Source organism: Tateyamaria omphalii (genome assembly GCF_014651375.1).
GTDB lineage: Bacteria > Pseudomonadota > Alphaproteobacteria > Rhodobacterales > Rhodobacteraceae > Tateyamaria > Tateyamaria omphalii.
The window spans coordinates 145,829-169,798 of the sequence record NZ_BMWT01000007.1; the positions used below are offsets into that span (position 1 = coordinate 145,829).

Here is a 23,970-nt window from a genome sequence, read left to right on the forward strand (position 1 = left end):
AGCAGACCTAAGACGTGTCCGGGGAACGCGATACTTCAACATTGAAAAACCGGCAGACGAACCTGCTACTCAGCGGCTTCGATTGGGATATGGTGCAAACCCGTCAATCCACCGGTTCCACCCACATGGCCAACCGCAACCGCTCCGCAAGAAACACCAGCGGACAATGCATGGGGCAAATCCGCACCGGACAACCAGGCCACCAGGAAACCGCCATTGAAGGCGTCGCCTGCCCCAGTTGTATCGACCACTTTGACGGGCCGGGCCGGGCATTCATATGTGCCACTCTCACTCTCGACACGCGCGCCTTTCGCCCCCTCTTTTGTGACCGTAATCGGCGCGGCATCGTGACGAAGGCCACTGCTCCTAAGCGTAGCGATTTCAGACGCATTTGGCAGGAACAGGTCTACTTTAGAAATGAGGGGCTCCATCTCCGCACCCTTGTGAACCAAGGCGTCATCCCAACCGCAATCAAGCGATATTGTCATATTGTGTGCCCGCGCCCTTGCCACCAGGTCCGGATGCTCTGCCAGTGTCCGCAATTCCCCGATGTGAAGATGGCTCCAATCAGAAGGCCACGGAGTGTCCGGCAAGGCCGATCCACTTGCATGGGTAAGAAAGGCACGATCATCATCAAGTACTGAAGCCACGGTGATCTGCGGCGATTGCCCCTCTGCAGCAGCATCACACAGAGTGGCATCAACCCCAGCCCGTTCGATGTCCCGCAAAACAGTATCGGTAAACGGGGCCGCCGGAAAGGTCGCGCACAGGCCGGCCCGATGTCCCAATGCTTGAATTGTCGCCGCGGTAATGAAAGCACCGCCCCCGGCATGCATGCTGAAGCCGGGGGCAAACACCTCTTCTCCGAGCCGCGGCAGATGGGGAAGCTCGGTAAAGATCAAGTCGCAATACAGCCGCCCCACGCAAAGGACGCTAGGATGGGACAGGTCCGTCACGCGAGCGCCGCCCCGTTATCAGCATCAAAGAGATGCACGTTGGCCGGATCAGCCGACAGCCTGACGTGGGTGCCCACGTCAGGCGGGCTCCGCCCGTCAGCTTTCGCGATCACTTCGCCGGACTCGGTCGCAACATATATCAACGTTTCAGCACCAAGCGGTTCCCTTACTGTGACCTGCCCGGTCACCAGCATCTGACCCGATTGATCCAAAGTCAGATCATCGGGGCGAACCCCCAGCAAAACATCCTGATTGGTCGCACTGACATGAGTGGTGACAACCTGCAGGCCAGACTCGAGCCTGACACCCGCGCCATTCAATCTGCCAGGCAACATGTTCATGGATGGCGCCCCAATGAACTGCGCAACAAATGCGTTTGCCGGAGAATGGTAGACCTCGGACGGTGTGCCAACCTGCTGGATGTGGCCATCTTTCATGATGACAATCCGGTCGGCCATGGTCATGGCTTCGACTTGATCATGGGTCACGAAAATGATCGTGTTGCCCACGCGCTGGTGCAACTTCTTGATCTCTAACCGCATTTGAGTCCGCAACTGCGCATCCAGGTTCGACAATGGCTCGTCGAACAAGAACACCGCCGGATCACGCACCATCGCCCGCCCAATTGCGACCCGCTGGCGTTGCCCGCCCGAAAGCTGGGCCGGTTTTCGATCCAGAAGGTGAGTCATATCGAGAATGCCAGCAACCTCGTCGATCCGCGTTTCTTTGTCCTGTTTGGACATTTTGGAAGATCGCAAACCGAAGGCGATATTCTTCTTCACCGACATATGCGGATAGATCGCATAGTTCTGAAAAACCATCGCGATATCGCGTTCTTTGGGTTCAAGGTGATTGACGACACGATCACCAATCACGACCTCGCCGGACGTCACCTCTTCCAACCCTGCAATCATGCGCAACGTCGTGGACTTGCCACAACCCGACGGGCCGACAAAGACAATGAATTCCCCATCTTCTACATCGAGGTTGATACCATGCAGGACTTCAGTCTGGGCATATGCCTTCGTGAGCGCGCGCAAGGACAGATTGGCCATGGATCAGGTCTCCAGAAGGACAGCGAAGCTGTGATCAAGCATCGCGCACGCCGCAACATGGCGGTCAGTGCGAACAGTCGCGCGTTCGGTCAGGCGATGCAGATCTGACTGGTACATCGCAAAAGCAGCGTTCAAAGCTGCGGGTGCAGGACCACCAGGGCGATCCCGGACAGCGACAAAGTGATCGGCAGAAGTAACAATCTCGAAACGCTCTTGCGAAAGTGTGGTGGGGCGCCCGGTCTTGGATTTGAAGGCGTCTGCGAACGCGTTGAACCCGCGACCAAGGGGCGCGCCAGCAGCAATCACAGCCTCTGCCGTCATTGCTGCGATGTCATGCGCCTGTCGGAACGAAAGACCTTCGTCCCGGACCAATGTGTCGGCCAATTCGGTGATTGTAATGCAAGCAGCGTCGGTGTTGCGCGCAACATTCTTCTCATTGATCTTGCAAGCAGGCAGAAACGCCCGAAGCAAACGGAGCATCCGCCCACCACTGTCAAACGCAGCAAACCCGGCTTGCTGCACTTCACCTTCACTGTCGTTCATATCGGTAAAGGGCGTGTTGTGCATCGTGTTCACGACCATGTCGCAACGCCCTGCTGTGACGCTGGCAAGGTGGCGCATATGCTCAATCGGAACCGGGTTGCGCTTTTGCGGCATGATCGAAGAAATCTGGACAAGAGCGTTCGGCACATACAGTTGGCCAACTTCGAAAGACGCCCAGGTGCCCATATCCTGTACGACGCGACCCAGATGCACGAAGGGCAGTTTCAGCGCGGAATAGAGACCCGTGACATAGTCAACCGAGGCGATGCATCCATAGGCGTTCAAAAGCGGGCCTTCGAATCCCAGAAGGTCCGCCATCCTCTCCCGATCAATGGGAAAACCGCTGGTGGTTATCGCTGCAGCACCCATCGGGCAGTGCTCCAGCCCATCTGCCGCCGCATCCAAACGGGCCATATCACGCAGAAGCACCTCGACCACCGCTGACAGGTAGTGACCAAATGTTGTGGGTTGCGCAGGCTGGCCATGAGTATAGGCGACAATCAACGTTTCCTTCTCTAGCTCGGCCTTATCCAGAAGGGACTGGGCGAGGTCCGCCAGGAGTTTCAGCAATTCCTGTACGCGCACGCGCAACGCAAGCTTGAACAATGTATGATCCATGTCGTTGCGCGATCTGGCCGTGTGCAACGCCCCTCCCAAATCGCCAAGCTTTGTGCGCAACGCCGCCTCGACGACAAAAAAGTAATCCTCATGCTCACCTGTATAGGTCAGCGTCGCGATATCGGTTTCGTGCTCGATCTCTTTCAGAGCTGTTGCCAGTGCTTTGGCGTCTGGCGGTTGTAGAATCCCGGTTTCGGCCAGCATCACCAGATGGGCCCGGTTGATCTGCGCCATGCCGTGGGCAAAGTGCGCTTTGACGCCGTCAAACAGCGGTTGCAACACCGTGTCTTTGTATGTCGGGTCAGGAAAAACGGTGTGATCGGTCATGGTTTCGCTACCCGGCATTTTCTCACCCTTTCAACCCAGCCATTACAACGCCCCGAATGATGAAACGCTGGAAGATCAGGAACACGACCAATGTGGGGATGGTTGAAATCGCGGCGCCCGTCATGATCAGTTCCCACGCCACATCCGCCTCGTCCCCGAAGCCAGACAGGCCCACCGGGATTGTGTACATCTCCACCGAGTTGGTGACGATCAGGGGCCACAAGAACGCTGTCCAATTCCCAAGAAAGACAAAGATGGCAAGGGCGGCCAAAGCCGGTTTCACCAGCGGCATGGCCACAGTCCACCAAATCTGCAATTCGTTCAGCCCGTCGATGCGGGCTGCTTCGATAAAATCATCCGGGACGCTTTCGAAAAACTGCTTCATGAGGAAGGTGCCGAAAGCGGTCATGAGGCCGGGAAACATGATACCCCAATAGCTGTCCAGCCACCCCAGGCTCTGGCTCATCAGGTACCACGGGATTACCAGCATCTCGGTCGGGATCATCAGCGTGGACAAGATCGCGATGAAAACAATCATGCGCCCCGGAAACCGGAATTTGCACAGCGTATAGCCGACAAGACTGTCAAAAAGCAGGTTCGAGATGGTGGTGATTGTCGCGATGATGATCGAGTTCACGAACCACCAGTAAAACCGCCCGTCCTCAAGGACATAGGTATAGTTCTCTATCGTCGGCTCGTCCGGGATCAGATTGATGTTGTACACCTCGTGCGGCCATTTCAACGAGGTCGAGATCATGTAGGCGATGGGCATCACCATCAGGATCCCGCCCAGAAACAACAGCAGCCAGCGCATGATCTGACCCATGTTTCGGGGCTTGTTGACCGCGGACCGGTCCAGCGTGGCAGACGAGGCACGAATATCAGTGGTCGTCATACTCAATCACTCCGCAAGAGCCAAAGCTGTGCGAGTGACACAAGCAGAAGGATCAGGAACAGAACCACGGTCTGCGCGGCGGCATACCCCATGTTGAAGCCGTTGAAGGCGGTATCATAGATCATCAAAACCAGCGGTTTGGTCGAATTCAAAGGCCCGCCGGGATTGTTCGTGGTCATGTTGAACACGTGGTCGAAAATCCGCAGAAATCCGATGGACGAAAAGACAACGATGAACACGATCGTGGGGCGTAAAAGCGGAATCGTGATCTGCGTGAGGACCGTCCACCAGCCAACCCCATCAATCTTGGCCGCTTCGTAATAGCTTTGCGGGATGGCCCGCAGGCCCGCCATGAAAATGATCACCTGAAAGCCAAGCCCCGCCCAAACAGCCGGGGCCAGAACAGCGGGTAATGCGTTGGTTGTCGAGTTCAGGAAGGCGATCTGAGGGATACCGACCGACGCCAGCAGATTGTTGAACAGCCCAATCGGAACGTCCTGGTAAAACCAGCGCCAAACCCAAGCCATGGCAACCGCAGATGTCATGAAGGGCAAGAAATACAACATCCGCAAGAAACCATGCATGAAGCGCAGTTTGTCGAGGTGGTAGGCAATGATAAAACTAAGGACCAGTGACAGTGGTGTGCCGATCAACAGGTATTCAAACGTGTTGACAAACACCTTCCAAAAAACCGGGTCATTCCAAAGCTCAACATAGTTGTCCCACCCGATCCAGGTGCGGTCCCCGAGCAGGTTCCATTCCTGAAAGGATATCACGAATGCCGTGCCAGTCGGATAAAACCGAATGATCCCGTAAAACAGCACCGGCAGCGCAAGAAACGCCCATGCCCAGACGATCTGTTTCTGTTTGATCGAGAGGTTGGAATACAGCCGCATCAGGTACCCGAAGGATAAGGGTGCAGGCCGCCACAAAAGAAAGGAGCGGGCGACCTGCTGGGGGGAGAGCCGTTACTTGTAGTAGTCGTCGAGTATCTTTTGTTCGGCTTCGGCCGCGATGGCGAGGCTGTCGGCCGCGCTCATTCCTTCGAGGGTCATGCGCTCTACCATCTCAACCATAAGCTGGCGCTGACCACTTTCATTGGCGAACTTCGTCGTGTTGGCATAGGCCAAACCACGTATGAACGGGCCGTACGTCTCGTTGCTGGCATTGGCGTCGGTCAGGCCCACCGACGGTTTCGCTGGCAACTCACCCACGACATCAAGCCATATCTGCATCGCCTCGTCTGAGGTGACGTATTCCATGAACTTGACTGCAGCGTCGTACTTCTCGCCTTCCGCCTTGGTTGTGATCGCGTTCACCCAATACGAGGAATAGTTGGACCGCGCACCCTCTGCCGTCGCCGGCAGCTCTGTCACGCCCCACTTCAGTCCGCGCGTCTTGTCCAGCGATCCGATACGGAACGACCCGTCGATGTGAAAACCGGCACGACCTGCTTTAAAAGCCGCTTGAGGTTCGTCCATGAACCCGATGGCCGAAACTGCATCATCGCCTGAGAACAGGCTGGCATAGAACTCCAGCGCCTGTAGCCCAGCATCAGTGTTATAGTTGACCGTCTGATAGTCATCCAAATATGGCTCACCGCCGAACTGACGGATCAGACCTTCGCGCCACCAATGGTGATCTTGTGCTGTCATCCCTGCCGTCATCCCGACCTGAGTGATATTGCCAGCACCATCGCGCTTGGTCATTGCCTTCGCTGCCGCCATCAGCTCGTTAAAGTTGGTGGGTGGCTCCACACCGGCTTCGTCGAGCAGACGCTCGTTGTAAAAAAGGGCAAGTGACCGCACTGCTGTCGGCAAAGCCCAATAATGATCACCATCTTTCATGGCCTGAACCATCGGAAAAAAATCATCGTCGATCTGAGACGCAGGAAACGTTTCAGCAGGCAGGGGCTGGATTAGCTCGGCGGCAACGTAGTCATTCAGCCAGCCGTAGAACAGCTGAACAACGTCCGGGCCTTCCCCTGCCGGGATCGCCGCGGCAACCTTTGTGCGATAGTCAGCATATGGGAAATGGGTCATCTTGACGGTGATGTCGGGATTGGCCGTTTCGAAGTTTTCGATCAACTGCTCCATCGCCGTCACGCGGGCGTCAAAGAAGTACTGCCAATACTCGATTTCGACCGCCGACACGGCAGAACTAAACAATGCCATCGCGCTGGTCATTCCAGCCAGGGCAACACCTTTCAAATAACGTGTCATGAAAGACCTCTTCTATTGAACGGCGCCGAGTGTCCGTCGCCGATTCCTTTAAGGATTAAGCCAAGTAAATTTAATATTCAAGTAAGTTGAGTTATTAAGCTGATTGAGTTAAAGCCACATCATGACCAGTTCCGATTTCCTGTTCGATTCACGCCCCGGCGCCAACCCTGATCGATCACGACAACGAAACAAAAAAGCGGTGCTTGGACAGATCAACAGCGCCGGCCAAATGGGGCGCGCAGCCATTGCACGCTCGCTTGGTTTGTCCACCCAAGCGGTCAGCAACATTATCGCTGATCTCGAAGCGGATGGCTTGTTGCTGGAACGCGGCTCGCACCGCGCTGGCCGCGGATTGCCTGCTGTCCAATACGCCGTGAACCCCAACGGCGGCTTTGCCTTGGGGGTCGAGATACGGCCAGATGCTCTGTTGACGTCACTGGTCGATCTGAGCGGCCAACCACGCGCAACCGGACGAAAGGTGCTGACAGACGTCAAACCAGACAAGATTGCAAACAAGGTTCTGAAATTGCGTGACCAAATGCTGCGCGATTGCAGCATTTCACCTGATCGATTGCTCGGCGCAGGGATTGTGATGCCGGGCCCATTTGGCGCAACGGGCCTTTCAGGACAGGCTTCGGATTTGCCAGGCTGGCAAACTGTAGATGCAGCTGCACTGTTTTCTGATGCACTCGATCGGCCGGTTGTTGTGTCAAACGATGCAAATGCCGCTGCACTGGCAGAAAGGTTTGGCGCTGCGCAAGGATTGACTGATTATGCCTTTCTCTACTTCGGTGCAGGTCTCGGGTTGGGTATCGTGAACCGCGGACAGCTGGTCGAAGGCGCTTTTGGCAACGCTGGTGAGATCGGGCGCCTGCCCGTCTGTATCGATGGAAAACTGGGGCCGCTTGAGCAAACGGTCAGCCGCCTCTCGGCTCAATCGGCCTTGGCCAACCATGGTGTTTTAGACATCGACGCGCTCGATCATCTGTGCCGCTGCGAGGATCCTGAGTTGATGCGATGGTTAGCAACAGCGTCAGACGCACTTGGACAGGCTTTGGGCGTGATCGAAAATCTGTTCGATCCTCAAACTGTAGTACTTGGGGGCGCAATGCCCGCATCAATCCTCGACCACCTTGCGCGGGCAACACCCTTGCCCAAGCTGTCCGTATCCAACCGTCCGGATGCAAGCCTGCCACGACTGCAACGGGGGACTGCCGGGCGGATGGCAGCAACTTTTGGCGCTGCCGCCTTGATCTTGAACTGTGCCTTCACATCGCAATCAACCACCCTCTGAGAAAGCTGACCAACGTGCCGCTGTCCGACCAGTCCCGAATCCTGCGCCATCGCCTTACCCCCCGGATTGTGGCGCTTCACCGCGCGCTCAGTCGGCTTCAGACCGTTGTGTCTTTCATGAACTCAGGGGCGCATCCAGATGATGAGATATCCGATTTGCTAGCAGCACTCGGGGTGCGTGACGGAATTGACATCAGCTATGCCTGTTCCACGCGCGGCGATGGCGGACAAAACGATATCGGAACCGAAACCGGCGCCGCCCTTGGCGTCCTGCGCACGGCTGAGATGGAGCGTGCAGCCGACGTGCTGGATTTGCGCCTCTATTGGTTGGGCCAAACACTGGACGATCCAATCCGGGATTTCGGCTTCTCAAAATCAGGTCATGAAACTCTGGGCGAGTGGGGCCACCAGCGCACGCTGCGTCGGTTTGTCGAAATCATTCGAACCGAGCGCCCCGATATCCTGTGTCCAACCTTCCTTGATGTTCCGGGGCAGCATGGTCATCACCGCGCAATGACAGCCGCCGCGCACGAGGTCATGACACTTGCCGCCGATCCCACGTTCGAAACGGGGCAGACCCCCTGGCAGGTTGCAAAGCTGTATTTGCCCGCCTGGTCCGGTGCCGGACAGGCCTATGATGACGATCTGCCCCCGCCGCCCGAAACACTAACGGTTCCCGGCGGGCGTGACCTGATCACCGGGTTCTCCTATGCACAAATCGGGCAACAAAGCCGTGCGTTCCACCTGACACAAGCCATGGGTCGCTGGGTTCCGCCTAGTGAGACACGCGACTGGCCTCTACATCTGGCGCAAAGCCATGTTGAGGGGCCGGATGACACCCTGTCATCTGGCCTGCCGTCAACACTTGCCGATCTTGGCTACGCCAAAGCGCAGGAACATTTTGATTGCGCACGCGCAGCTTTTCCCGATTTCGCGGCAGTTCGGGCAGAAACAGCCGCTGGGCTCGCCCTTTTGCAAGCTGACCATCCTGACCGGGATATTGCGCACAAAATCAATCGAAAGATCACACAGGCCGCGAAGGTAATTCAGCTCGCAGCCGGTGTAGAGGCGCACATCGTTCTGGACGCAGATATCCTGACACCCGGCGACACAACCACGGTCACGTGTGAGATCGACACAAATGGTGCAGGCGTCGAAACCGAGATCACTCTTCCTGAGGGTTGGAGTAGAAACAGCATGGTTCTACACACCGATGATGCGGCCCCCAGCCATTCGATGCCAGACACGTATCTGCCGGACGCACCCACACCGCCTTTTGTCACTTTGACAGTGCAAACGGGCGACGTGGTCAGCCAAACCCACCACCCATTTGAAACTCCACCGCTGACCCTGCCCGGATCAAGGGCTTCAGTTGATCCTGTGACCGACGTTGTAAACATGCGCACGCCTCGGCGCCGCCTGTCGTTAAAAGTGCCAACACTGCGCCCCGAAGCAGCACAGGTCACCGTTGCTCTACCCGACGGCTGGACGGGGTCACGCATGTCGGATGGGTTTGACATTGCGCTTCCGGACGATACGGAATTGGGCCGCTACGCCATCCCCATCATGCTGAATGGCGAGCAGGCCCACACAGCCCAAATCGTCCACCACCCACATGTACCGCCACGCGCGCTGACAGGACCCGCGCAAATGACTGTGCACGTGATTGACTGCGCCGTACCGAACGCAAGGATCGGCTACATCGGCGGCGGCAACGACCGGGTAGATCACTGGTTGGCGTGCGCGGGGTTCGACATCGTCGCCATCGAAGATGATCAGATATCAGCCGCAGGCCTCGCAGAATTCGACGCCGTGGTCATCGGTATCTTTGCCGTCAAGTTTCGCCCCGGCCTCGCTCAGGCGATGCCCATCCTTCATGAATGGACCGCCGCGGGTGGCACCCTCCTGACACTGTATCATCGACCCTGGGACAACTGGGCTCCTGACACGACACCTCCAAAGCCGATCGAGATTGGTCAACCGTCACTCCGCTGGCGCGTCACAGACCAGCACGCCACCGTGACGCACATCGCTCAACATCCAATTCTCTCACACCCCAATGCCATCACCAAAGCCGATTGGGATGGATGGGACAAGGAACGCGGGCTGTACTTTGCAAAGAGTTGGGACAGCGCGTACACCTCTTTGCTTTCCATGGCCGACCCTGATGAGGCACCCCTAACCGGCGCCCTGCTGACAGCGGATATCGGAAAAGGGCGCCACACACATTGCGCCCTGATTTTGCATCACCAACTCGCACATGGAGTACCGGGCGCATATCGCCTGATGGCAAACCTTCTTGCACCACGTTGACACCTCCCCCCCTCGAAACCTTTCAGGCGGCGCATGGTTGATCACCGATATGGCGCTCAACATCGTCGCGCTGAGTATCGTAAAGGCATTGGGCTTGGACTACCCAGCGATACAGCTGGTCTTTCTGCGGGCAATCATCGGATTGGGTGTGATGGCTCCGTTCCTATGGCGGGATCGGCAGGCATTCAGTGGCGTCGACCGGCTGCCGCTTCATGCACTGCGTGTAATCCTTTCAACACTGGCCCTGACAACAAGTTTCTTTGCCATCGCCCACCTGCCATTTGCACTGTTCACAGCCATTGGTTTCACCCGACCGATAATCACGATGCTCCTGGCGCTTCTTCTTTTGAAAGAGGTGGTGCCTCGACGTCGCTGGTGGGCAGCTGGTTTGGCGTTTGCGGGTGTCTATGTTGCTGTCGATCCGGCACTGGTGACCTTAAACTCGGGGCTTCCCGCCGCATTCCTAACCGTTCTGTTTGGCACAACCGCCATCATCTTGACCCGCACACTCGCCAATACGCCGGTTATCGTGATGATGGTTTTCTACACTGGAGGGTTGGCAATTCTGGCGGCACCATTCGCTATTGCAACCTGGGCCTCTATTGCATCTGATCACCTAGTGCCACTTCTGGCGATTGGCCTTTTCGCACAATGTGCCCAATTCTGTTTCCTGCAAGCGCATTTCCGTGCCGAAGCCGCCTTTCTCTCGGTGCTTGGCTACCTCAGCTTGGTCATCTCAACCGCCGTCGGATACTTCATCTTTTCCGAGACACCCACAGTCGCGTTTGCGTTTGGCGCTGGCCTGATAATCCTCGCCGCTGCGTGGACCACCCTGTCGCGATAGGGTAGCGCCCCGTCAGTGGATTGCAGTGCTTATCTCGAACCGCAACGGATGCAGGCGAAACTCATTCACATCAAAGCAGATGTACGACGCAGGTCCGAGGCAATGCGGATCATATCGGCTTGCTGAGTCTGGCCAGAGTCCAATCGTAAATCTGAGCGCCCTATGAGCTGAGCGGGATGGCTTATGGCCGACCGCAATGCGTCCTCGAGCGAGACACCGACCTGTTCGACCAATACGCGAATAGCCGTGGTCAAATCCAGATCGGCACCTGCAAGGGTTCCGTCAGCAAGGGTAAGAACACCATCCTTGCGCTGGATGGGCCGCCCACCCAACTCAAAATATGCATGGTCTGTCCCGGCAACGGCCATGGAATCGCTCACCAGAAAGATATGCCCAGGCCCCTCTTTTGCCTGCCACGCCGTACGCATCGTTTCCGGATGAACATGAACGGCATCTGCGATCAGGCCAGCGGATGCGCCGCCCGTCGCAAGCGTTGCCCCGACCAACCCCGGCTCGCGATTGCCCAACTGGCTCATTGCATTGAAAAGATGCGTGGCACAGCGGGCACCACTGGCAAAATAGTGGCGACAGGTTTCAAAACCTGCATCCGTGTGCCCCAATGACACGACAACGCCAGCTGTCGACAATGTTTGAACCTGTTCGGGTGTCACGTTCTCGGGGGCGACAGTCACCATCAAAACGGGCAAGGCGCTTGCCGCAGCCAACAAAGCGTCAAGATCTTCCTGCTCCATCGACCGGATCAGCGCCGCGTCATGGGCCCCTTTGCGCGCCACGGACAGGTGAGGTCCTTCCAGATGCAGCCCCGCAATGCCGGGAACGTTCTGACGCACCGCGTCAACAGCAGCGGCAATTGCCGCGCGGGTCTTGTCTAACGTGTCAGTGATAAGTGTCGGCAACAGCGCGTGCACCCCGAGCCGCCTGTGGGCCGATGCAATCCTGCGCAATGAATCGACAGACGGGTCATCATTAAACATGATCCCGTCGCCGCCATTGACCTGTAGATCGACATAGCCTGGGGAAAGAATATCACCGGCCAGATCAATCTCGGATGCGCCCAATGGCACATCAACATCCAAACCAAAGGCCGTCAGAATACCATCTTGAAAGCTGGCTGCACATGAATCGTGCAAGGTTTGCCCATCGAAAACCCGTGCATTCCGATAAATGATCGCGCCTTGGGTCATACCGTCTCGGTCACTTTGTTCAGGTGCCGCGGCGCATCCGGGTTGATGCCCCGCCGAACGGCAACCGCCTCGACCATGCCATAGAATGACACAATCGCCGCAACTGGATCAGTCAATCCATGTCCCGTCCGCACATGCGGCAGTTGTGTCGCGCGTTTTGCACTCCGGGCCAATGTAAACACCTGTGCTCCCTTCTCTGCCAGCGCGTCAGATGTCTGTGCGACACTGTCTTCGGCGGCGTCCCCTCCGGCAAATGCAATGACGGGAAACCTTTGTCCGACAATAGAAACAGGCCCATGCAGAACTTCGGCAGACGAGTAGCTTTCAGCATGAATAAGACAGGTTTCCTTGAACTTCAGCGCAGCCTCATTCGAGATCGCCCAGGCAGGCCCTCGCCCCAGTGTAAACAGCGATGACCCGTCGATCGCTTCGGCTGCTTCAGACCAGTCGCATTGGGTCGCGGCATCAAGGTGATCCGGCAACGCGCGGATGGCAGCGATCAGATCCTGATCGCGCTTGGTTTCGGCCAGCATCCACAAACCGGCGACAAGAGAGGTCACAAATGTCTTGGTTGCGGCGACGCTCAACTCCGGACCGGCATGTATGGGCAGAGTGACGTCCGAGGCAGCCGCAAGGCGCGAACTGTTGTTGTTGGTGATCGCAACCGTGAACGTCCCATTCTTCCGCAAGCTTTCGGTCATGGCCACGATGTCCGGGCTTTGCCCCGATTGCGAAACGGCAATGCAAAGTGCATCGGGCGCATCAAGCTCAACTCCGTAGATTGAATTGACGGACGGGCCTACCGACGCCATTGGCCGTTTGAGGATCAGTTCGCTGACATACTTAAGGTAGGTACAGGCATGATCTGACGATCCACGCGCCACCGACAGCATGAAACGTGGGTCCAGCGCACGTGCTTTCTCAGCGGCGGATGTGACTGCGCTGCCACCCTCCGCCAAAAGACGCTCAACGGCCTCTGGAATCTCGAGAATTTCCCGGCGCATCTGAGTGGGTTCGGTAGACATGTGGGATGACCTTCCTCTTGTCACAAACGCAGCTCCGCCACGAAATCATAGGCGTCACCACGGTATAGAGAGCGGGTAAGCTCGGCGACCCGACCGCTTTCCAGGTATGATGTACGTTCAATTCTCAATCCTGCAGCGCCGTCAGCGACGCCAAGCAAGTCCGCTTCGGGCGCGTCAATGTTGATGGCCGAGATTTTCTGAACAGCACGGACCGGGCGCATACCGTGACGTGCGAGGACTTCGTATAGCGACGTCCTGACCTCCAACGGATTCGGTAGGATATCAAGCGGCAACGAAGCCCGCTCCAGCGCCATCGGCCTCCCTCCAGCTTCGCGCAAACGGTAGATGCGGGCAACTTCGTTGACGTCACCCAGATCAAGCGCTTGGGCCTCTTCTTCCGTCGGGGCGAATACACCCCGCTCCAGCCATTTTGACGTGGTATCGAGACCCCGATGCGACATGTCTTCGGTGAAAGACGTGAGGTGCGACAGCGATTGCTCCATGCGCGCAACCGGTTCTCGGACAAATGTACCGGACCCTTGCCGTTGCTCGACAAGCCCGTCCTGAACCAGCGCCTGGATTGCCTTGCGCACCGTCACACGAGACAGATCTGTAATGTCCGCCAATTCACGCTCAGGCGGGAGCGACGAGTTCGGCGGCAGGACGCCTGAACCAATTCCTTCTTCCAACCGTCGCCTCAGCTGCACGTACCTTGGCCCGCCATTGGCCGCCAGCCAACCGTCAGGGCGCAGGAATTCAACAGTGCTCATCGGTGATCTCCCGTGCAAAATCCAGCGCAAGGGACACTGCGCCATCAAGCGGCTCGCCTTCGCCACCCACAAGACAGGCACGCAAATCGTCGGGAAGGTAAGACCCGTAAAACGGGCCTATACCGCCTGTCAAACAAACTGGCACACTTGGATGCCATCCTAGAAAACGGATCGCTCGGGCGATCTCGCCAGCCCCCTGCCGCATGATCCCTTGTGCAAGGGAGTCGCCCTCTGCTGCGGCCTGGGTCACCTTGGGTGCCAACCCACCAAAATCAGACGGACGCGCTTTACCCGCAAAAGCAACAATGCCGCCAGCACCGTCCATTTCGGTCAAAAGGCATCGACTCAGCCGGGTTGCGTCAACCCGGCCATCAACAGTTTCAAGCGTCAGCTGAAGAACCCTGCGACCCACCCATTGGGCAGACGCCTCGTCGCCCAGAACGGGCCCCCAACCACCTGCCAGTGTGATGTTGCCATCAAGTTGCGACGCATAAAAAGAACCGGTGCCGCAGTGACTGATGACACCATCCCTCTGGCCTAGCACGCCGCGCACAGCCGCGGGACGATCATCCGCTATTCGAACACGCTGAAATGGCAACTCTGCACGCAACCGCTCGGACATATCCGGCCCGGTAACTCCGGCAAGACCAACGAAGGTCGGTGCGGCAGACAGCTGCTCAACAGGGCACGCCATACGCGCGGCAAGGTGTTGAAGTCCCAGCGCGATCTCTTGGATTGCTCCCTCAAAATCCGAAGACACATTGGCCGAACCGGTTTCAACAGATACGACTTTTCCGCGCTGCATCGATGCCATCCGGCATCGCGTACCTCCACCATCAATGGCAATGACAAGGGTTTCTTGCGGGTTACTCATAGTAATGCCAATACAATACCCTTTTATGATTTGAAAGGCCTAAATAGTACCTTTAAACCCAAATTCGCACCAATATCTCTTGAATTCCCGCTAGTTAAGAAAATTCTAGACAAAAGGTATTATATAGGTATTCTTTTCGAAAGGCGGGGGATTCGCATGGCCAAACCACAGACGGAAGCACTGCACGACATGGCAGAAGGGCTAGACATGCGCCCTCTGACTGACATTGCCGGAGTGCTAGCGAACGGGCAGATCGCCGCAGCTGAAGTCGTGCGCGCCGCGACTTCAGTGATAGCGGACGGCGCAACCGCGATGGCAAACACGATCCGAATGGGTGGCGTCCTGCACTATGTGGCCGCTGGGTCATCGGGATTAATGGCCGCTGCGGATGCTCAGGAACTTGGCGGTACATTCTCTATTCAACCGACACAGCTGCGCATCCACATGGCAGGCGGATTACCTACGGGCGTCGAAATGCCCGGCGATACCGAAGACGCAACAGACAACCTTCACGCATCACTCACGGATCTTTCCACGCGGGATACAATCATCGCCGTCTCAGCCAGCGGTTCGACACCCTACACCCTTGCTGCCGCACAGATTGCCCGCGCGGCGGGCGCAACGATTGTGGCCATTGCGAACAACGCTGGCTCCGCGCTGCTCAATGTTGCGGACCATCCAATCTGCCTTGCCACACCGCCCGAAGTGATTTCGGGATCGACCCGCATGGGGGCTGGTACGGCACAAAAGATTACGCTGAACATGCTGTCGACATTGATGGCCGCCGAACTTGGCCACATCCACGACGGCATGATGGTCAACGTACGCGCGGACAACATCAAACTGCGCGCACGCGCGCAGTCCATGGTCTGCCAGATCGCAAAAGTCGAACAGCTTGCCGCTGAATCCGCACTGGCGCTGACACAGGGAGAGGTCAAGCCAGCCGCTCTGATCGCCGCCACCGGCATTTCGGTGGACCAGGCACAACAAATTCTTCGAGAAACCGAAGGAAACCTGCGCGCTGCACTGGCGCGAAAAATTTGACGAAAAAACCTAGGGGAGATCAAAAATGACACGCAACATATTTAGGCTGGCGCTTGCAACGACCGCGTTGGTGGCAACAGGCGCTTACGCGCAGGATACTACATTGACCATCGAAAGTTGGCGCAACGACGACCTGAAACTCTGGCAAGACCAGATTATCCCGGCATTCGAAGCAGAACACCCCGGCATCAAAGTGGAGTTCAGACCGTCCGCACCCGCCGAGTACAATGCCGTGCTCAACTCCAAACTGGATGCGGGATCGGCGGGCGATCTGATCACCTGCCGCCCCTTCGATGCGTCCCTCGCCCTTTACGATGCCGGCCATTTGTCTGATCTCAGCGACCTCGAAGCGATGTCGAACTTCTCGGATGTGGCCAAGTCTGCATGGCAGACCGACGACGGCTCCGCCAGCTTCTGTGTTCCGATGGCAAGCGTCATCCACGGATTTATCTACAACAAGGACGCCTTCGAAGAGCTGGGCCTGAGCATCCCGGAAACGGAAGCTGAATTCTTTGCAGCTCTGGACGCAATCAAGGAAGACGGCGGCTATATCCCGATGGCGATGGGCACCAACGACCAATGGGAAGCCGCGACAATGGGCTACAACAACATTGGTCCGAACTACTGGAAAGGTGAAGAAGGCCGCCTGGCGTTGATTGCAGGCGAACAGACACTGACAGATCCGCAATGGGTCGCACCCTATGCCACACTTGCCCGTTGGGGCGACTACCTCGGCGCGGGATACGAGGCACAGACCTATCCCGACAGCCAGAACATTTTCACATTGGGTCGCGCGGCAATCTATCCGGCAGGCTCGTGGGAAATCTCTGGCTTCAACACACAGGCCGATTTCGAGATGGGCGCATTCAAGCCACCAGTCCAGAACGCGGGCGACACGTGCTACATTTCGGATCACACCGACATCGGGATTGGTATGAATGCGGCGACCGACAATCCTGAAGCCGCACGCACCTTCCTGGCTTGGGTTGCCAGCCCTGAATTCGCAGGCATCTTCGGCAACGCGCTTCCGGGTTTCTTCCCCCTGTCGAAAACGCCCGTCGAGCTGGAAGACCCGCTTGCCAAGGAATTCGTAAGCTGGCGCGGCGAATGTGAATCCACGATCCGGTCCACCTACCAGATCCTGTCACGTGGCACGCCAAACCTTGAAAACGAAACATGGGGTGCATCGGTTGCCGCGATCAAGGGCACCGCAACGCCCGAAGAACTTGGCCAGGGCCTGCAAGACGGTCTGGCCAGCTGGTACGAACCGCAGCAGTAACCTCCCCTGCTGCACAGCCCCGGGCACATCAGACAGCCCGGGGCACATTTCCCGGAGTGAGATCAATGAAACAGGCCCGCATTCGCTGGCATATCCTCGTGTTCCTTGCGCCTGCCATCTTGGTTTACACCGCCGTGATGATCTTTCCGCTCTTCAACACCTTGCGGCTCGCACTTTACACGCGGGTCGATCAGGAAAGGGTGTTCGTTGGGCTCGAGAACTTCCGCACGCTGTTCTTTGACCCGATTTGGGCCGAACAGTTCTGGAACGCTCTGGGCAATAACTTCTGGTTCTTCTTGATCCACATGCTGGTTCAAAACCCAATTGGCATTGCGCTTGCCGCGCTGCTCAGTCATCCGAGATTGCGGTTCGCCGCGCTTTACCGCTCGGCGATCTTCATTCCGACAATCCTGTCATTCGTGATCATCGGCTTTGCATGGAAGCTGATCCTGTCACCCATCTGGGGCATTGCACCGTCGATGTTGGATGCCGTGGGTCTCGGCTCGCTCTACGCCCCATGGCTCGGAAAAGAGGAATACGCGCTGACGACACTTGCGCTTGTTTCGGTCTGGCAGTTCGTCGGCATTCCGATGATGCTGATCTATGCGGCACTTCTCACCATTCCCGAAGAAATCCTGGAAGCGGGCGAGGTCGACGGCATCACCGGCATGGCAGCTTTCTGGAAAATCAAGCTACCACTGATCCTGCCGTCCATTGGGATCATTTCGATCCTGACCTTTGTCGGCAACTTCAATGCCTTTGACCTGATCTATGCCGCGCAAGGTGCGCTGGCCGGGCCGGACTTCTCGACCGATATCCTGGGTACATTCATGTACCGCACCTTCTTTGGCTTCCAGCTCCAGCTTGGGGACCCGCATATGGGATCAGCCATCGCTGGCGCCATGTTCGCCATCATTCTCGTGGGTGTCTGCATCTACCTTTTCGGCATCCAGACGCGCATGCGCCGGTACCAGCTCTGAGGACCCCGCGATGAACAAGGTACGATCCAATCCTCTGAACACCGTGGCAATGCACGGGGCGCTTATCCTGTACACCCTGATCGCCCTGTTTCCGGTTTTCATCATCCTGATCAATAGCTTCAAGGACCGCCGCTCTATCTTTCGTGAGCCCTTGGCCCTGCCAAACTCCGAAAGCTTCTCGACCATTGGCTACGAAACCGTCCTGCAGCAAGGGGACTTTTTCCTCTACTTCCAGAACTCCATGATCGTCACCGTGGCCTCACTGTTCTTCGTGCTGCTGTTCGGGGCGATGGCGGCCTACGCCCTCAGCGAATACCGATTCCGAGGCAACATGCTGATGGGTCTTTACCTTGCATTGGGCATCATGATCCCGATCCGCATCGGCACCGTTGCGATACTCGAGATGATGGTGGCAACCGGTCTTGTGAACACGCTCTGGGCCTTGATCCTTGTCTACACCGCCCAAGGCTTACCATTGGCAGTCTTCATCCTCAGCGAATTCATGCGGCAGGTTTCGGATGACCTCAAGAATGCCGGGCGGATCGATGGACTGAGCGAATACACGATCTTCTTCCGCCTTGTCCTGCCCCTTGTGCGCCCCGCCATGGCAACGGTTGCGGTGTTCAACATGATTCCGATCTGGAACGACCTTTGGTTTCCGTTGATCCTCGCACCTGCCGAAGAAACGAAAACACTGACGCTCGGCTCTCAGGTTTTCATCGGACAGTTCGTGACAGACTGGAATGCTGTCCTGTCCGCCCTGTCGATGGCCATCCTACCGGTGCTGATCCTCTACATCATCTTTTCGCGGCAGCTGATCCGCGGCATCACCTCCGGAGCAGTCAAATGATGCGAGTTCTGATTGTGGGTCTTGGCAATATGGGCCTGAGCCACGCGCTGGCGCACCATCATCACCCAGACGCGCAGATAACGGGCTTGGTCAATCGGTCTGACGTTGCCCTGCCGCAAGAGCTCGCTACCTATCCAAGGTTCACAACCTTCGAGGAAGGCTTGGCCACGGCCCCCGATCTGGTCGTGATCGCAACATACTCGGACAGCCACGCGGATCTGGCGTGTCAGACCATGGAAACCGGCGCGCATGTCTTTGTTGAAAAACCGCTCGCAACCACAGTCACGGATGCAATGCGCGTGGTGGAAACCGCGAAATGGACAAACCGCAAACTCGTTGTTGGTTATATCCTCCGCCACCATCCATCATGGATGAGGCTGATCAAGGAAGCGCGTGATCTTGGCGGGCCTTACGTGTTCCGTTTGAACCTCAACCAGCAGTCGTCCGGCGCCGAATGGGAAACCCACAAGGCGCTGATGCAAACAACCAGCCCGATCGTCGATTGTGGCGTCCACTATGTCGACGTGATGTGCCAGATCACAGACGCACGCCCGATCCGCGTGCACGGAATGGGGCTGCGCTTGTCGGAGGAAATCGCTGAGGACATGTACAACTACGGCCAATTTCAGGTCGTCTTTAGCGACGGATCGGTTGGCTGGTACGAGGCTGGATGGGGCCCGATGATGTCCGAGACGGCATTCTTCGTCAAAGACATCGTCAGCCCAAATGGCGCCGTTTCGATCACCGATGGCAACAAGGGTGCGTCGGCAGACATCGACGGGCACACGAAGGTGGGCGGCATTCTGGTGCACACACCTGCCGGAGACCGGCAAATCGACATGCCTGACGAACCCGGCCACCAGGCTCTCTGCGATGCCGAACAGCACTATACGCTGCGCGCCATTGCCGAGGACATCGACCTGACCCGCCATATGAATGACGCGGTGCAATCGCTCGCCATCTGTCTGGCCGCGGATGAAAGCATCCGGTCCGGCCAACCCATTTCGCTTGAGGAGTCCCTGAAATGACCGCCCTGTCGCTGAAAAACGTGAATAAGTCCTTCGGCAAGGTCCATGTCCTCAAAGACATCAATCTTGATGTTGAGGAAGGTGAGTTCGTGGTCTTTGTCGGTCCCTCAGGCTGCGGCAAGTCCACGCTGCTGCGGGTGATCGCAGGTCTGGAGGACGCCACATCGGGCGAAATCAGCATCGGTGGAGAGGTCATGAACCTTACACCGCCGTCCAAACGTGGCATCGCCATGGTGTTCCAAAGCTACGCGCTGTACCCGCATCTGAACGTGCGGGGAAACATGACGCTGGCGCTCAAACAAGAAGGCCAGTCCAAGTCGGTGATCGAAGAGCGGGTGCAGACGGCGTCCAAGATGCTCAACCTCGAACCCTATCTCGACCGCTACCCCTCGGAACTGTCCGGCGGACAGCGCCAGCGCGTCGCCATCGGTCGGGCCATCGTACGTGAACCCAAATTGTTCCTGTTCGACGAACCGCTATCGAACCTTGACGCTGCCCTACGGATGAACACCCGGATCGAGATTGCGAACCTGCACCGCCAGCTTGGCGCATCCATGATCTACGTCACGCACGACCAGACCGAAGCCATGACGCTGGCAGACAAGATTGTTGTTCTGCGCGACGGGCGGGTCGAACAGATCGGCAGCCCAATGGAACTTTACAACAATCCGGCAAATCAATTTGTTGCGGGGTTCCTTGGCTCACCGTCAATGAACTTCTTCCCGGCTGGCATCGTTCAAAGCGGTGATGACCGGATCATGGGCATCCGCCCCGAAGACCTGTTTCTTGCCGATGACGGCATCCTGTCTGCCCGCGTTAGTCATGTCGAAAAGCTCGGCGGTGATACCAACGTGATTGCGCATCTGAACGATCACCAAATCACGGCCCGACTTTTCGGTCAGCACGCGGTAGAGGAAGGTCAGGATCTGCGCCTCGGCTTCGATCCGCAAAGCGCATATCACTTCAACACCCAAGGCGCACGCCTCTACTAAAAACCTGCACCCCAATCTGTCCGGATACCCGTTGCCGCGTGCACTGATCCCGCAGCGGAACCGGGACATCCAATAAGCATCCGGCAAAGCATGGCAGACCCGACTGCGCGTCAACAAAAACCGCTGTGAAAAGCAATGGTCGACGAGGTTGCGTATGAAACCCCGAGGACCGTATCGCTCGCCCAACACAGCGGTTTGACGATCATCATCAGACACGCCACCGCCAAGTTGAAAAGGTTGCTCAGCGACCGCCACCTATTACTGACGTTCAATACTTTTGCTCTCTCAGGAAAGCCGAAATATGGTACGTGCGCATGGGCCGCGAACAGAAGTGCTCAGCACTTTAAGGCCCCACAAAGGGTGGACGTTGTGAACATAGAAAAGACAGACGCCAACATGGTCACCAAGCTCACGCAAGATCCACACAGCCCCCGCGATGGCGACCGGGAAAAAGTGCTGGAAGTCGCCATTGGACGCGAAGTGCGCACGTTCAGGCGACAAAAGGAGATCACCGTGGCCGACCTGTCCCAGATGACAGGCCTGTCCATCGGTATGTTGTCCAAGATCGAGAACGGCAATACGTCGCCTTCTCTGACCACATTGCAACTGTTGGCAAACGCATTGTCGGTGCCTTTGACCAGCTTCTTCCGACGGTTCGAAGAAAGCCGCCCGGCGGTTCACACCAAGTCAGGCGAAGGCGTGAAGATCGACCGCGCAGGAACACGCGCCAATCATCAATACAATCTTTTGGGTCACATCGGGTCGAACACGTCAGGTGTCATTGTCGAACCCTATCTGATCACTCTGACAGCCGAGTCCGACGTGTTTCCGGCATTCCAACATGGCGGCATCGAAACGATCTACATGCTGGAAGGTCAAGTGGACTATCGTCACGGCGATCACGTCTATCCACTGCAACCCGGTGACACCCTGTTTTTCGATGCCGACGCGCCGCACGGACCAGAGACTCTCGTCACCCTGCCCGCGCGATACTTGTCGATCATCAGCTACCCCCAAAACGCCTGAGACCCCTTCGCAAGCGGCAGACCGGCGAGCAAACCCCAAAAAATCTACACCGATCAAGGGACCATCAGGCTAGGGCCACGCAACGTGGGATGACGCACTCGCGGCCTCACTTTTAACTGGTGTGCAAATTAGTTTCCCTCTGGTTGAGCGAAGTATCCAACGATGCTAGCGTTCGACTCGAACGACAGATCACTTTTTAGGAGGGCCTTCGCCATGTGTGGGATTGTCGGATTGTTTCTGAAAGACACCGCGTTGGAACCGAAACTTGGCGACATGCTGACGGACATGCTGATCACCATGACGGATCGCGGCCCTGACAGTGCTGGGATCGCAATTTATGGCTATGAAACAACGGGTAACGCAAAGCTGACGGTTCAATCGAACACGCCGGATATTGACTTTGACAAGCTCGATAATGACCTGCGCAAGCGGGTCAAAGGCAAGGTGTCGATGGACATCAAAGACACCCATGCAGTCCTGTCGCTCCAAGCCGATCAGGTGAAAGACGCGCGTGAAATCCTGTCTGAAATTCGCCCCGATGTACGGGTCATGAGCCACGGCACCACCGTCGAAATCTACAAAGAGGTCGGACTGCCCAAAAATGTGGCAGAGCGCTTTGACATCCGAAAAATGTCCGGAACGCACGGGATCGGACACACACGCATGGCGACCGAGTCGGCGGTGACGACGATGGGCGCGCACCCGTTCAACACCGGGATCGACCAGTGCCTTGTGCACAACGGATCGCTCAGCAACCACAACTCGCTGCGCCGCAAACTGCGCCGCCGTGGTGTCCACATTGAAACCGAAAATGACACCGAAGTAGGTGCGGCCTACCTCACCTGGAGAATGCAGACCGGCTCGACCCTGGGCGAGGCACTGACCTCCAGCCTTGATGATCTCGACGGGTTCTTCACATTCGTTGTGGGCACAAAGGACGGGTTTGGCGTCGTGCGTGACCCGATTGCCTGCAAACCGGCAGTCATGGCCGAAACCGATCAATACGTGGCCTTTGGGTCGGAATACCGGGCACTCGTGAACCTGCCCGGTATCGACACCGCCAAGGTGTGGGAACCCGAGCCTGCAACCGTCTATTTCTGGTCGCACAATGCGGCCCCAACCGCGCAAGAGAAAGCGGCATAAATGCAAACATTTGACTTGGAAGCGCAGGGGCTTCGTGCGCTCAATTCCACCCTGCACGCGCAGGCAGACAACACCGACCAGACACATTGGGAAATCGTGAACCCCAAGGGCAGCCACGCCATCGCCGTGGGCCTCGATGCACCGATTGAGGTGAACATCAAAGGCTCCACCGGCTACTATTGTGCGGGCATGAACAAGCAGGCGACCGTGCATGTACATGGCTCCGTCGGTCCGGGTACGGCCGAAAATATGATGTCCGGCACAGTCATCGTGGAAGGGGATGCCTCGCAATATGCCGGGGCCACGGGCCATGGTGGCACGCTGGTGATCAAGGGCAACGCATCGTCGCGCTGCGGAATTTCGATGAAGGGGATCGACATCATTGTGCACGGAAATATCGGGCACATGTCGGCCTTCATGGCACAGTCGGGCAATCTCGTTGTCTGCGGCGACGCGGGCGAGGCATTGGGCGACTCGCTCTACGAAGCGCGCCTGTTTGTGCGCGGTTCGGTGAAATCGCTGGGTGCCGACTGCATCGAGAAAGAGATGCGGCCAGAACACATCGCCATTCTCGAAGAGTTGCTCGAACGGGGTGGATGCGACGCCAAGGCATCCGAGTTCAAACGCTACGGTTCTGCGCGGCAGCTCTACAATTTCAACATCGACAACGCGTATTAAGGGGGCCAGA

At 57.2% G+C, this 23,970-nt stretch carries 22 protein-coding genes; 12 read left to right on the top strand and 10 right to left on the bottom strand.

Features of this window, described 5'->3' with window-relative positions; all coding sequences use genetic code 11:
• Nucleotides 1-65: 65 nt before the first annotated feature.
• The 6 genes from IE087_RS20345 to IE087_RS20370 all read right to left on the bottom strand — a co-directional run bounded on the left by IE087_RS20345 (nucleotide 66) and on the right by IE087_RS20370 (nucleotide 6,616).
• Entirely contained in the window at nucleotides 66-956 is an 891-nt protein-coding gene (locus IE087_RS20345; protein ID WP_189371227.1) for a carbohydrate kinase family protein, read from the bottom strand.
• Nucleotides 953-2,011, bottom strand: a complete 1,059-nt coding sequence (locus IE087_RS20350) for an ABC transporter ATP-binding protein (RefSeq protein ID WP_189371228.1) — start codon at nucleotides 2,009-2,011, stop codon at nucleotides 953-955. The genes IE087_RS20345 and IE087_RS20350 overlap by 4 nt, the downstream gene beginning before the upstream one ends.
• Before the next feature lie 3 nt (nucleotides 2,012-2,014).
• Nucleotides 2,015-3,517, bottom strand: a complete 1,503-nt coding sequence (argH, locus tag IE087_RS20355; RefSeq protein WP_373296541.1) for an argininosuccinate lyase — start codon at nucleotides 3,515-3,517, stop codon at nucleotides 2,015-2,017.
• Nucleotides 3,518-3,521: 4 nt separating this feature from the next.
• Complete coding sequence (locus tag IE087_RS20360; RefSeq protein WP_189371230.1) at nucleotides 3,522-4,394, bottom strand: carbohydrate ABC transporter permease; 873 nt, start codon at nucleotides 4,392-4,394, stop codon at nucleotides 3,522-3,524.
• Between the two features lie 2 nt (nucleotides 4,395-4,396).
• Nucleotides 4,397-5,290: a carbohydrate ABC transporter permease gene (locus IE087_RS20365; RefSeq protein WP_189371231.1), complete on the bottom strand. Its 894-nt coding sequence runs from the start codon at nucleotides 5,288-5,290 to the stop codon at nucleotides 4,397-4,399.
• A gap of 72 nt (nucleotides 5,291-5,362) precedes the next feature.
• A complete protein-coding gene (locus tag IE087_RS20370) occupies nucleotides 5,363-6,616 on the bottom strand; it encodes an extracellular solute-binding protein (protein ID WP_189371232.1) in 1,254 nt (417 codons plus the stop codon).
• Between the two features lie 121 nt (nucleotides 6,617-6,737).
• Here IE087_RS20370 and IE087_RS20375 point away from each other — a divergent pair, with 121 nt between their 5' ends.
• From IE087_RS20375 to IE087_RS20385, 3 genes are read left to right on the top strand one after another with little or no spacing between them, the layout of a single operon-like run.
• Complete coding sequence (locus IE087_RS20375) at nucleotides 6,738-7,910, top strand: ROK family transcriptional regulator (RefSeq protein WP_189371233.1); 1,173 nt, start codon at nucleotides 6,738-6,740, stop codon at nucleotides 7,908-7,910.
• Nucleotides 7,911-7,924: 14 nt separating this feature from the next.
• Nucleotides 7,925-10,222 (top strand): PIG-L family deacetylase, encoded by a 2,298-nt coding sequence (locus IE087_RS20380; RefSeq protein WP_189371234.1) that lies wholly within the window; start codon nucleotides 7,925-7,927, stop codon nucleotides 10,220-10,222.
• 49 nt (nucleotides 10,223-10,271) lie between these two features.
• Complete coding sequence (locus tag IE087_RS20385) at nucleotides 10,272-11,066, top strand: DMT family transporter (RefSeq protein ID WP_189371235.1); 795 nt, start codon at nucleotides 10,272-10,274, stop codon at nucleotides 11,064-11,066.
• 65 nt (nucleotides 11,067-11,131) lie between these two features.
• On the opposite strand, the gene nagA is transcribed toward IE087_RS20385, so the two are convergent.
• From nagA to IE087_RS20405, 4 genes are read right to left on the bottom strand one after another with little or no spacing between them, the layout of a single operon-like run.
• Nucleotides 11,132-12,271 (bottom strand): N-acetylglucosamine-6-phosphate deacetylase, encoded by a 1,140-nt coding sequence (nagA, locus tag IE087_RS20390; RefSeq protein WP_189371236.1) that lies wholly within the window; start codon nucleotides 12,269-12,271, stop codon nucleotides 11,132-11,134.
• A complete protein-coding gene (locus IE087_RS20395) occupies nucleotides 12,268-13,296 on the bottom strand; it encodes an SIS domain-containing protein (protein WP_189371237.1) in 1,029 nt (342 codons plus the stop codon). Before IE087_RS20395 ends, nagA begins: the two co-directional genes overlap by 4 nt.
• 20 nt (nucleotides 13,297-13,316) lie before the next feature.
• A complete protein-coding gene (locus IE087_RS20400; RefSeq protein WP_189371238.1) occupies nucleotides 13,317-14,066 on the bottom strand; it encodes a GntR family transcriptional regulator in 750 nt (249 codons plus the stop codon).
• On the bottom strand, nucleotides 14,053-14,940 hold the full coding sequence (locus tag IE087_RS20405) for a glucosamine kinase nucleotide-binding domain-containing protein (protein WP_189371239.1): 888 nt from the start codon (nucleotides 14,938-14,940) through the stop codon (nucleotides 14,053-14,055). Before IE087_RS20405 ends, IE087_RS20400 begins: the two co-directional genes overlap by 14 nt.
• A gap of 156 nt (nucleotides 14,941-15,096) precedes the next feature.
• Between IE087_RS20405 and IE087_RS20410 the strand changes: the two genes are divergently transcribed.
• The 9 genes from IE087_RS20410 to IE087_RS20450 all read left to right on the top strand — a co-directional run bounded on the left by IE087_RS20410 (nucleotide 15,097) and on the right by IE087_RS20450 (nucleotide 23,960).
• Nucleotides 15,097-15,984 (top strand): N-acetylmuramic acid 6-phosphate etherase, encoded by an 888-nt coding sequence (locus tag IE087_RS20410; RefSeq protein ID WP_189371240.1) that lies wholly within the window; start codon nucleotides 15,097-15,099, stop codon nucleotides 15,982-15,984.
• Between the two features lie 25 nt (nucleotides 15,985-16,009).
• The gene (locus IE087_RS20415; protein ID WP_189371241.1) at nucleotides 16,010-17,263 is read left to right on the top strand and encodes an ABC transporter substrate-binding protein; all 1,254 of its coding nucleotides are present in this window, start codon (nucleotides 16,010-16,012) and stop codon (nucleotides 17,261-17,263) included.
• Nucleotides 17,264-17,328: 65 nt separating this feature from the next.
• Nucleotides 17,329-18,243: a carbohydrate ABC transporter permease gene (locus tag IE087_RS20420; protein WP_189371242.1), complete on the top strand. Its 915-nt coding sequence runs from the start codon at nucleotides 17,329-17,331 to the stop codon at nucleotides 18,241-18,243.
• 10 nt (nucleotides 18,244-18,253) lie between these two features.
• Nucleotides 18,254-19,093: a carbohydrate ABC transporter permease gene (locus IE087_RS20425; RefSeq protein ID WP_189371243.1), complete on the top strand. Its 840-nt coding sequence runs from the start codon at nucleotides 18,254-18,256 to the stop codon at nucleotides 19,091-19,093.
• Nucleotides 19,090-20,121: a Gfo/Idh/MocA family protein gene (locus tag IE087_RS20430; RefSeq protein WP_189371244.1), complete on the top strand. Its 1,032-nt coding sequence runs from the start codon at nucleotides 19,090-19,092 to the stop codon at nucleotides 20,119-20,121. Before IE087_RS20425 ends, IE087_RS20430 begins: the two co-directional genes overlap by 4 nt.
• Nucleotides 20,118-21,113, top strand: a complete 996-nt coding sequence (locus tag IE087_RS20435; RefSeq protein ID WP_189371245.1) for an ABC transporter ATP-binding protein — start codon at nucleotides 20,118-20,120, stop codon at nucleotides 21,111-21,113. Before IE087_RS20430 ends, IE087_RS20435 begins: the two co-directional genes overlap by 4 nt.
• A gap of 396 nt (nucleotides 21,114-21,509) precedes the next feature.
• Nucleotides 21,510-22,139: a helix-turn-helix domain-containing protein gene (locus tag IE087_RS20440; RefSeq protein ID WP_189371282.1), complete on the top strand. Its 630-nt coding sequence runs from the start codon at nucleotides 21,510-21,512 to the stop codon at nucleotides 22,137-22,139.
• Nucleotides 22,140-22,352: 213 nt separating this feature from the next.
• Complete coding sequence (locus tag IE087_RS20445; RefSeq protein WP_189371246.1) at nucleotides 22,353-23,282, top strand: class II glutamine amidotransferase; 930 nt, start codon at nucleotides 22,353-22,355, stop codon at nucleotides 23,280-23,282.
• Nucleotides 23,283-23,960 (top strand): GltB/FmdC/FwdC-like GXGXG domain-containing protein, encoded by a 678-nt coding sequence (locus tag IE087_RS20450; protein WP_189371247.1) that lies wholly within the window; start codon nucleotides 23,283-23,285, stop codon nucleotides 23,958-23,960.
• The last annotated feature ends 10 nt before the right edge of the window (nucleotides 23,961-23,970 follow it).

Coding starts and splice junctions, on each gene's coding strand:
- IE087_RS20395 (WP_189371237.1), bottom strand. CDS start 13,296: ATGTCTACCGAACCCACTCAGATGCGCCGGGAAATTCTCGAGATTCCA.
- IE087_RS20360 (WP_189371230.1), bottom strand. CDS start 4,394: ATGACGACCACTGATATTCGTGCCTCGTCTGCCACGCTGGACCGGTCC.
- IE087_RS20450 (WP_189371247.1), top strand. CDS start 23,283: ATGCAAACATTTGACTTGGAAGCGCAGGGGCTTCGTGCGCTCAATTCC.
- IE087_RS20420 (WP_189371242.1), top strand. CDS start 17,329: ATGAAACAGGCCCGCATTCGCTGGCATATCCTCGTGTTCCTTGCGCCT.
- IE087_RS20350 (WP_189371228.1), bottom strand. CDS start 2,011: ATGGCCAATCTGTCCTTGCGCGCGCTCACGAAGGCATATGCCCAGACT.
- IE087_RS20405 (WP_189371239.1), bottom strand. CDS start 14,940: ATGAGTAACCCGCAAGAAACCCTTGTCATTGCCATTGATGGTGGAGGT.
- IE087_RS20370 (WP_189371232.1), bottom strand. CDS start 6,616: ATGACACGTTATTTGAAAGGTGTTGCCCTGGCTGGAATGACCAGCGCG.
- IE087_RS20385 (WP_189371235.1), top strand. CDS start 10,272: ATGGCGCTCAACATCGTCGCGCTGAGTATCGTAAAGGCATTGGGCTTG.
- IE087_RS20430 (WP_189371244.1), top strand. CDS start 19,090: ATGATGCGAGTTCTGATTGTGGGTCTTGGCAATATGGGCCTGAGCCAC.
- IE087_RS20400 (WP_189371238.1), bottom strand. CDS start 14,066: ATGAGCACTGTTGAATTCCTGCGCCCTGACGGTTGGCTGGCGGCCAAT.
- IE087_RS20440 (WP_189371282.1), top strand. CDS start 21,510: ATGGTCACCAAGCTCACGCAAGATCCACACAGCCCCCGCGATGGCGAC.
- argH (WP_373296541.1), bottom strand. CDS start 3,517: ATGCCGGGTAGCGAAACCATGACCGATCACACCGTTTTTCCTGACCCG.
- IE087_RS20410 (WP_189371240.1), top strand. CDS start 15,097: ATGGCCAAACCACAGACGGAAGCACTGCACGACATGGCAGAAGGGCTA.
- IE087_RS20445 (WP_189371246.1), top strand. CDS start 22,353: ATGTGTGGGATTGTCGGATTGTTTCTGAAAGACACCGCGTTGGAACCG.
- nagA (WP_189371236.1), bottom strand. CDS start 12,271: ATGACCCAAGGCGCGATCATTTATCGGAATGCACGGGTTTTCGATGGG.
- IE087_RS20425 (WP_189371243.1), top strand. CDS start 18,254: ATGAACAAGGTACGATCCAATCCTCTGAACACCGTGGCAATGCACGGG.
- IE087_RS20435 (WP_189371245.1), top strand. CDS start 20,118: ATGACCGCCCTGTCGCTGAAAAACGTGAATAAGTCCTTCGGCAAGGTC.
- IE087_RS20365 (WP_189371231.1), bottom strand. CDS start 5,290: ATGCGGCTGTATTCCAACCTCTCGATCAAACAGAAACAGATCGTCTGG.
- IE087_RS20415 (WP_189371241.1), top strand. CDS start 16,010: ATGACACGCAACATATTTAGGCTGGCGCTTGCAACGACCGCGTTGGTG.
- IE087_RS20375 (WP_189371233.1), top strand. CDS start 6,738: ATGACCAGTTCCGATTTCCTGTTCGATTCACGCCCCGGCGCCAACCCT.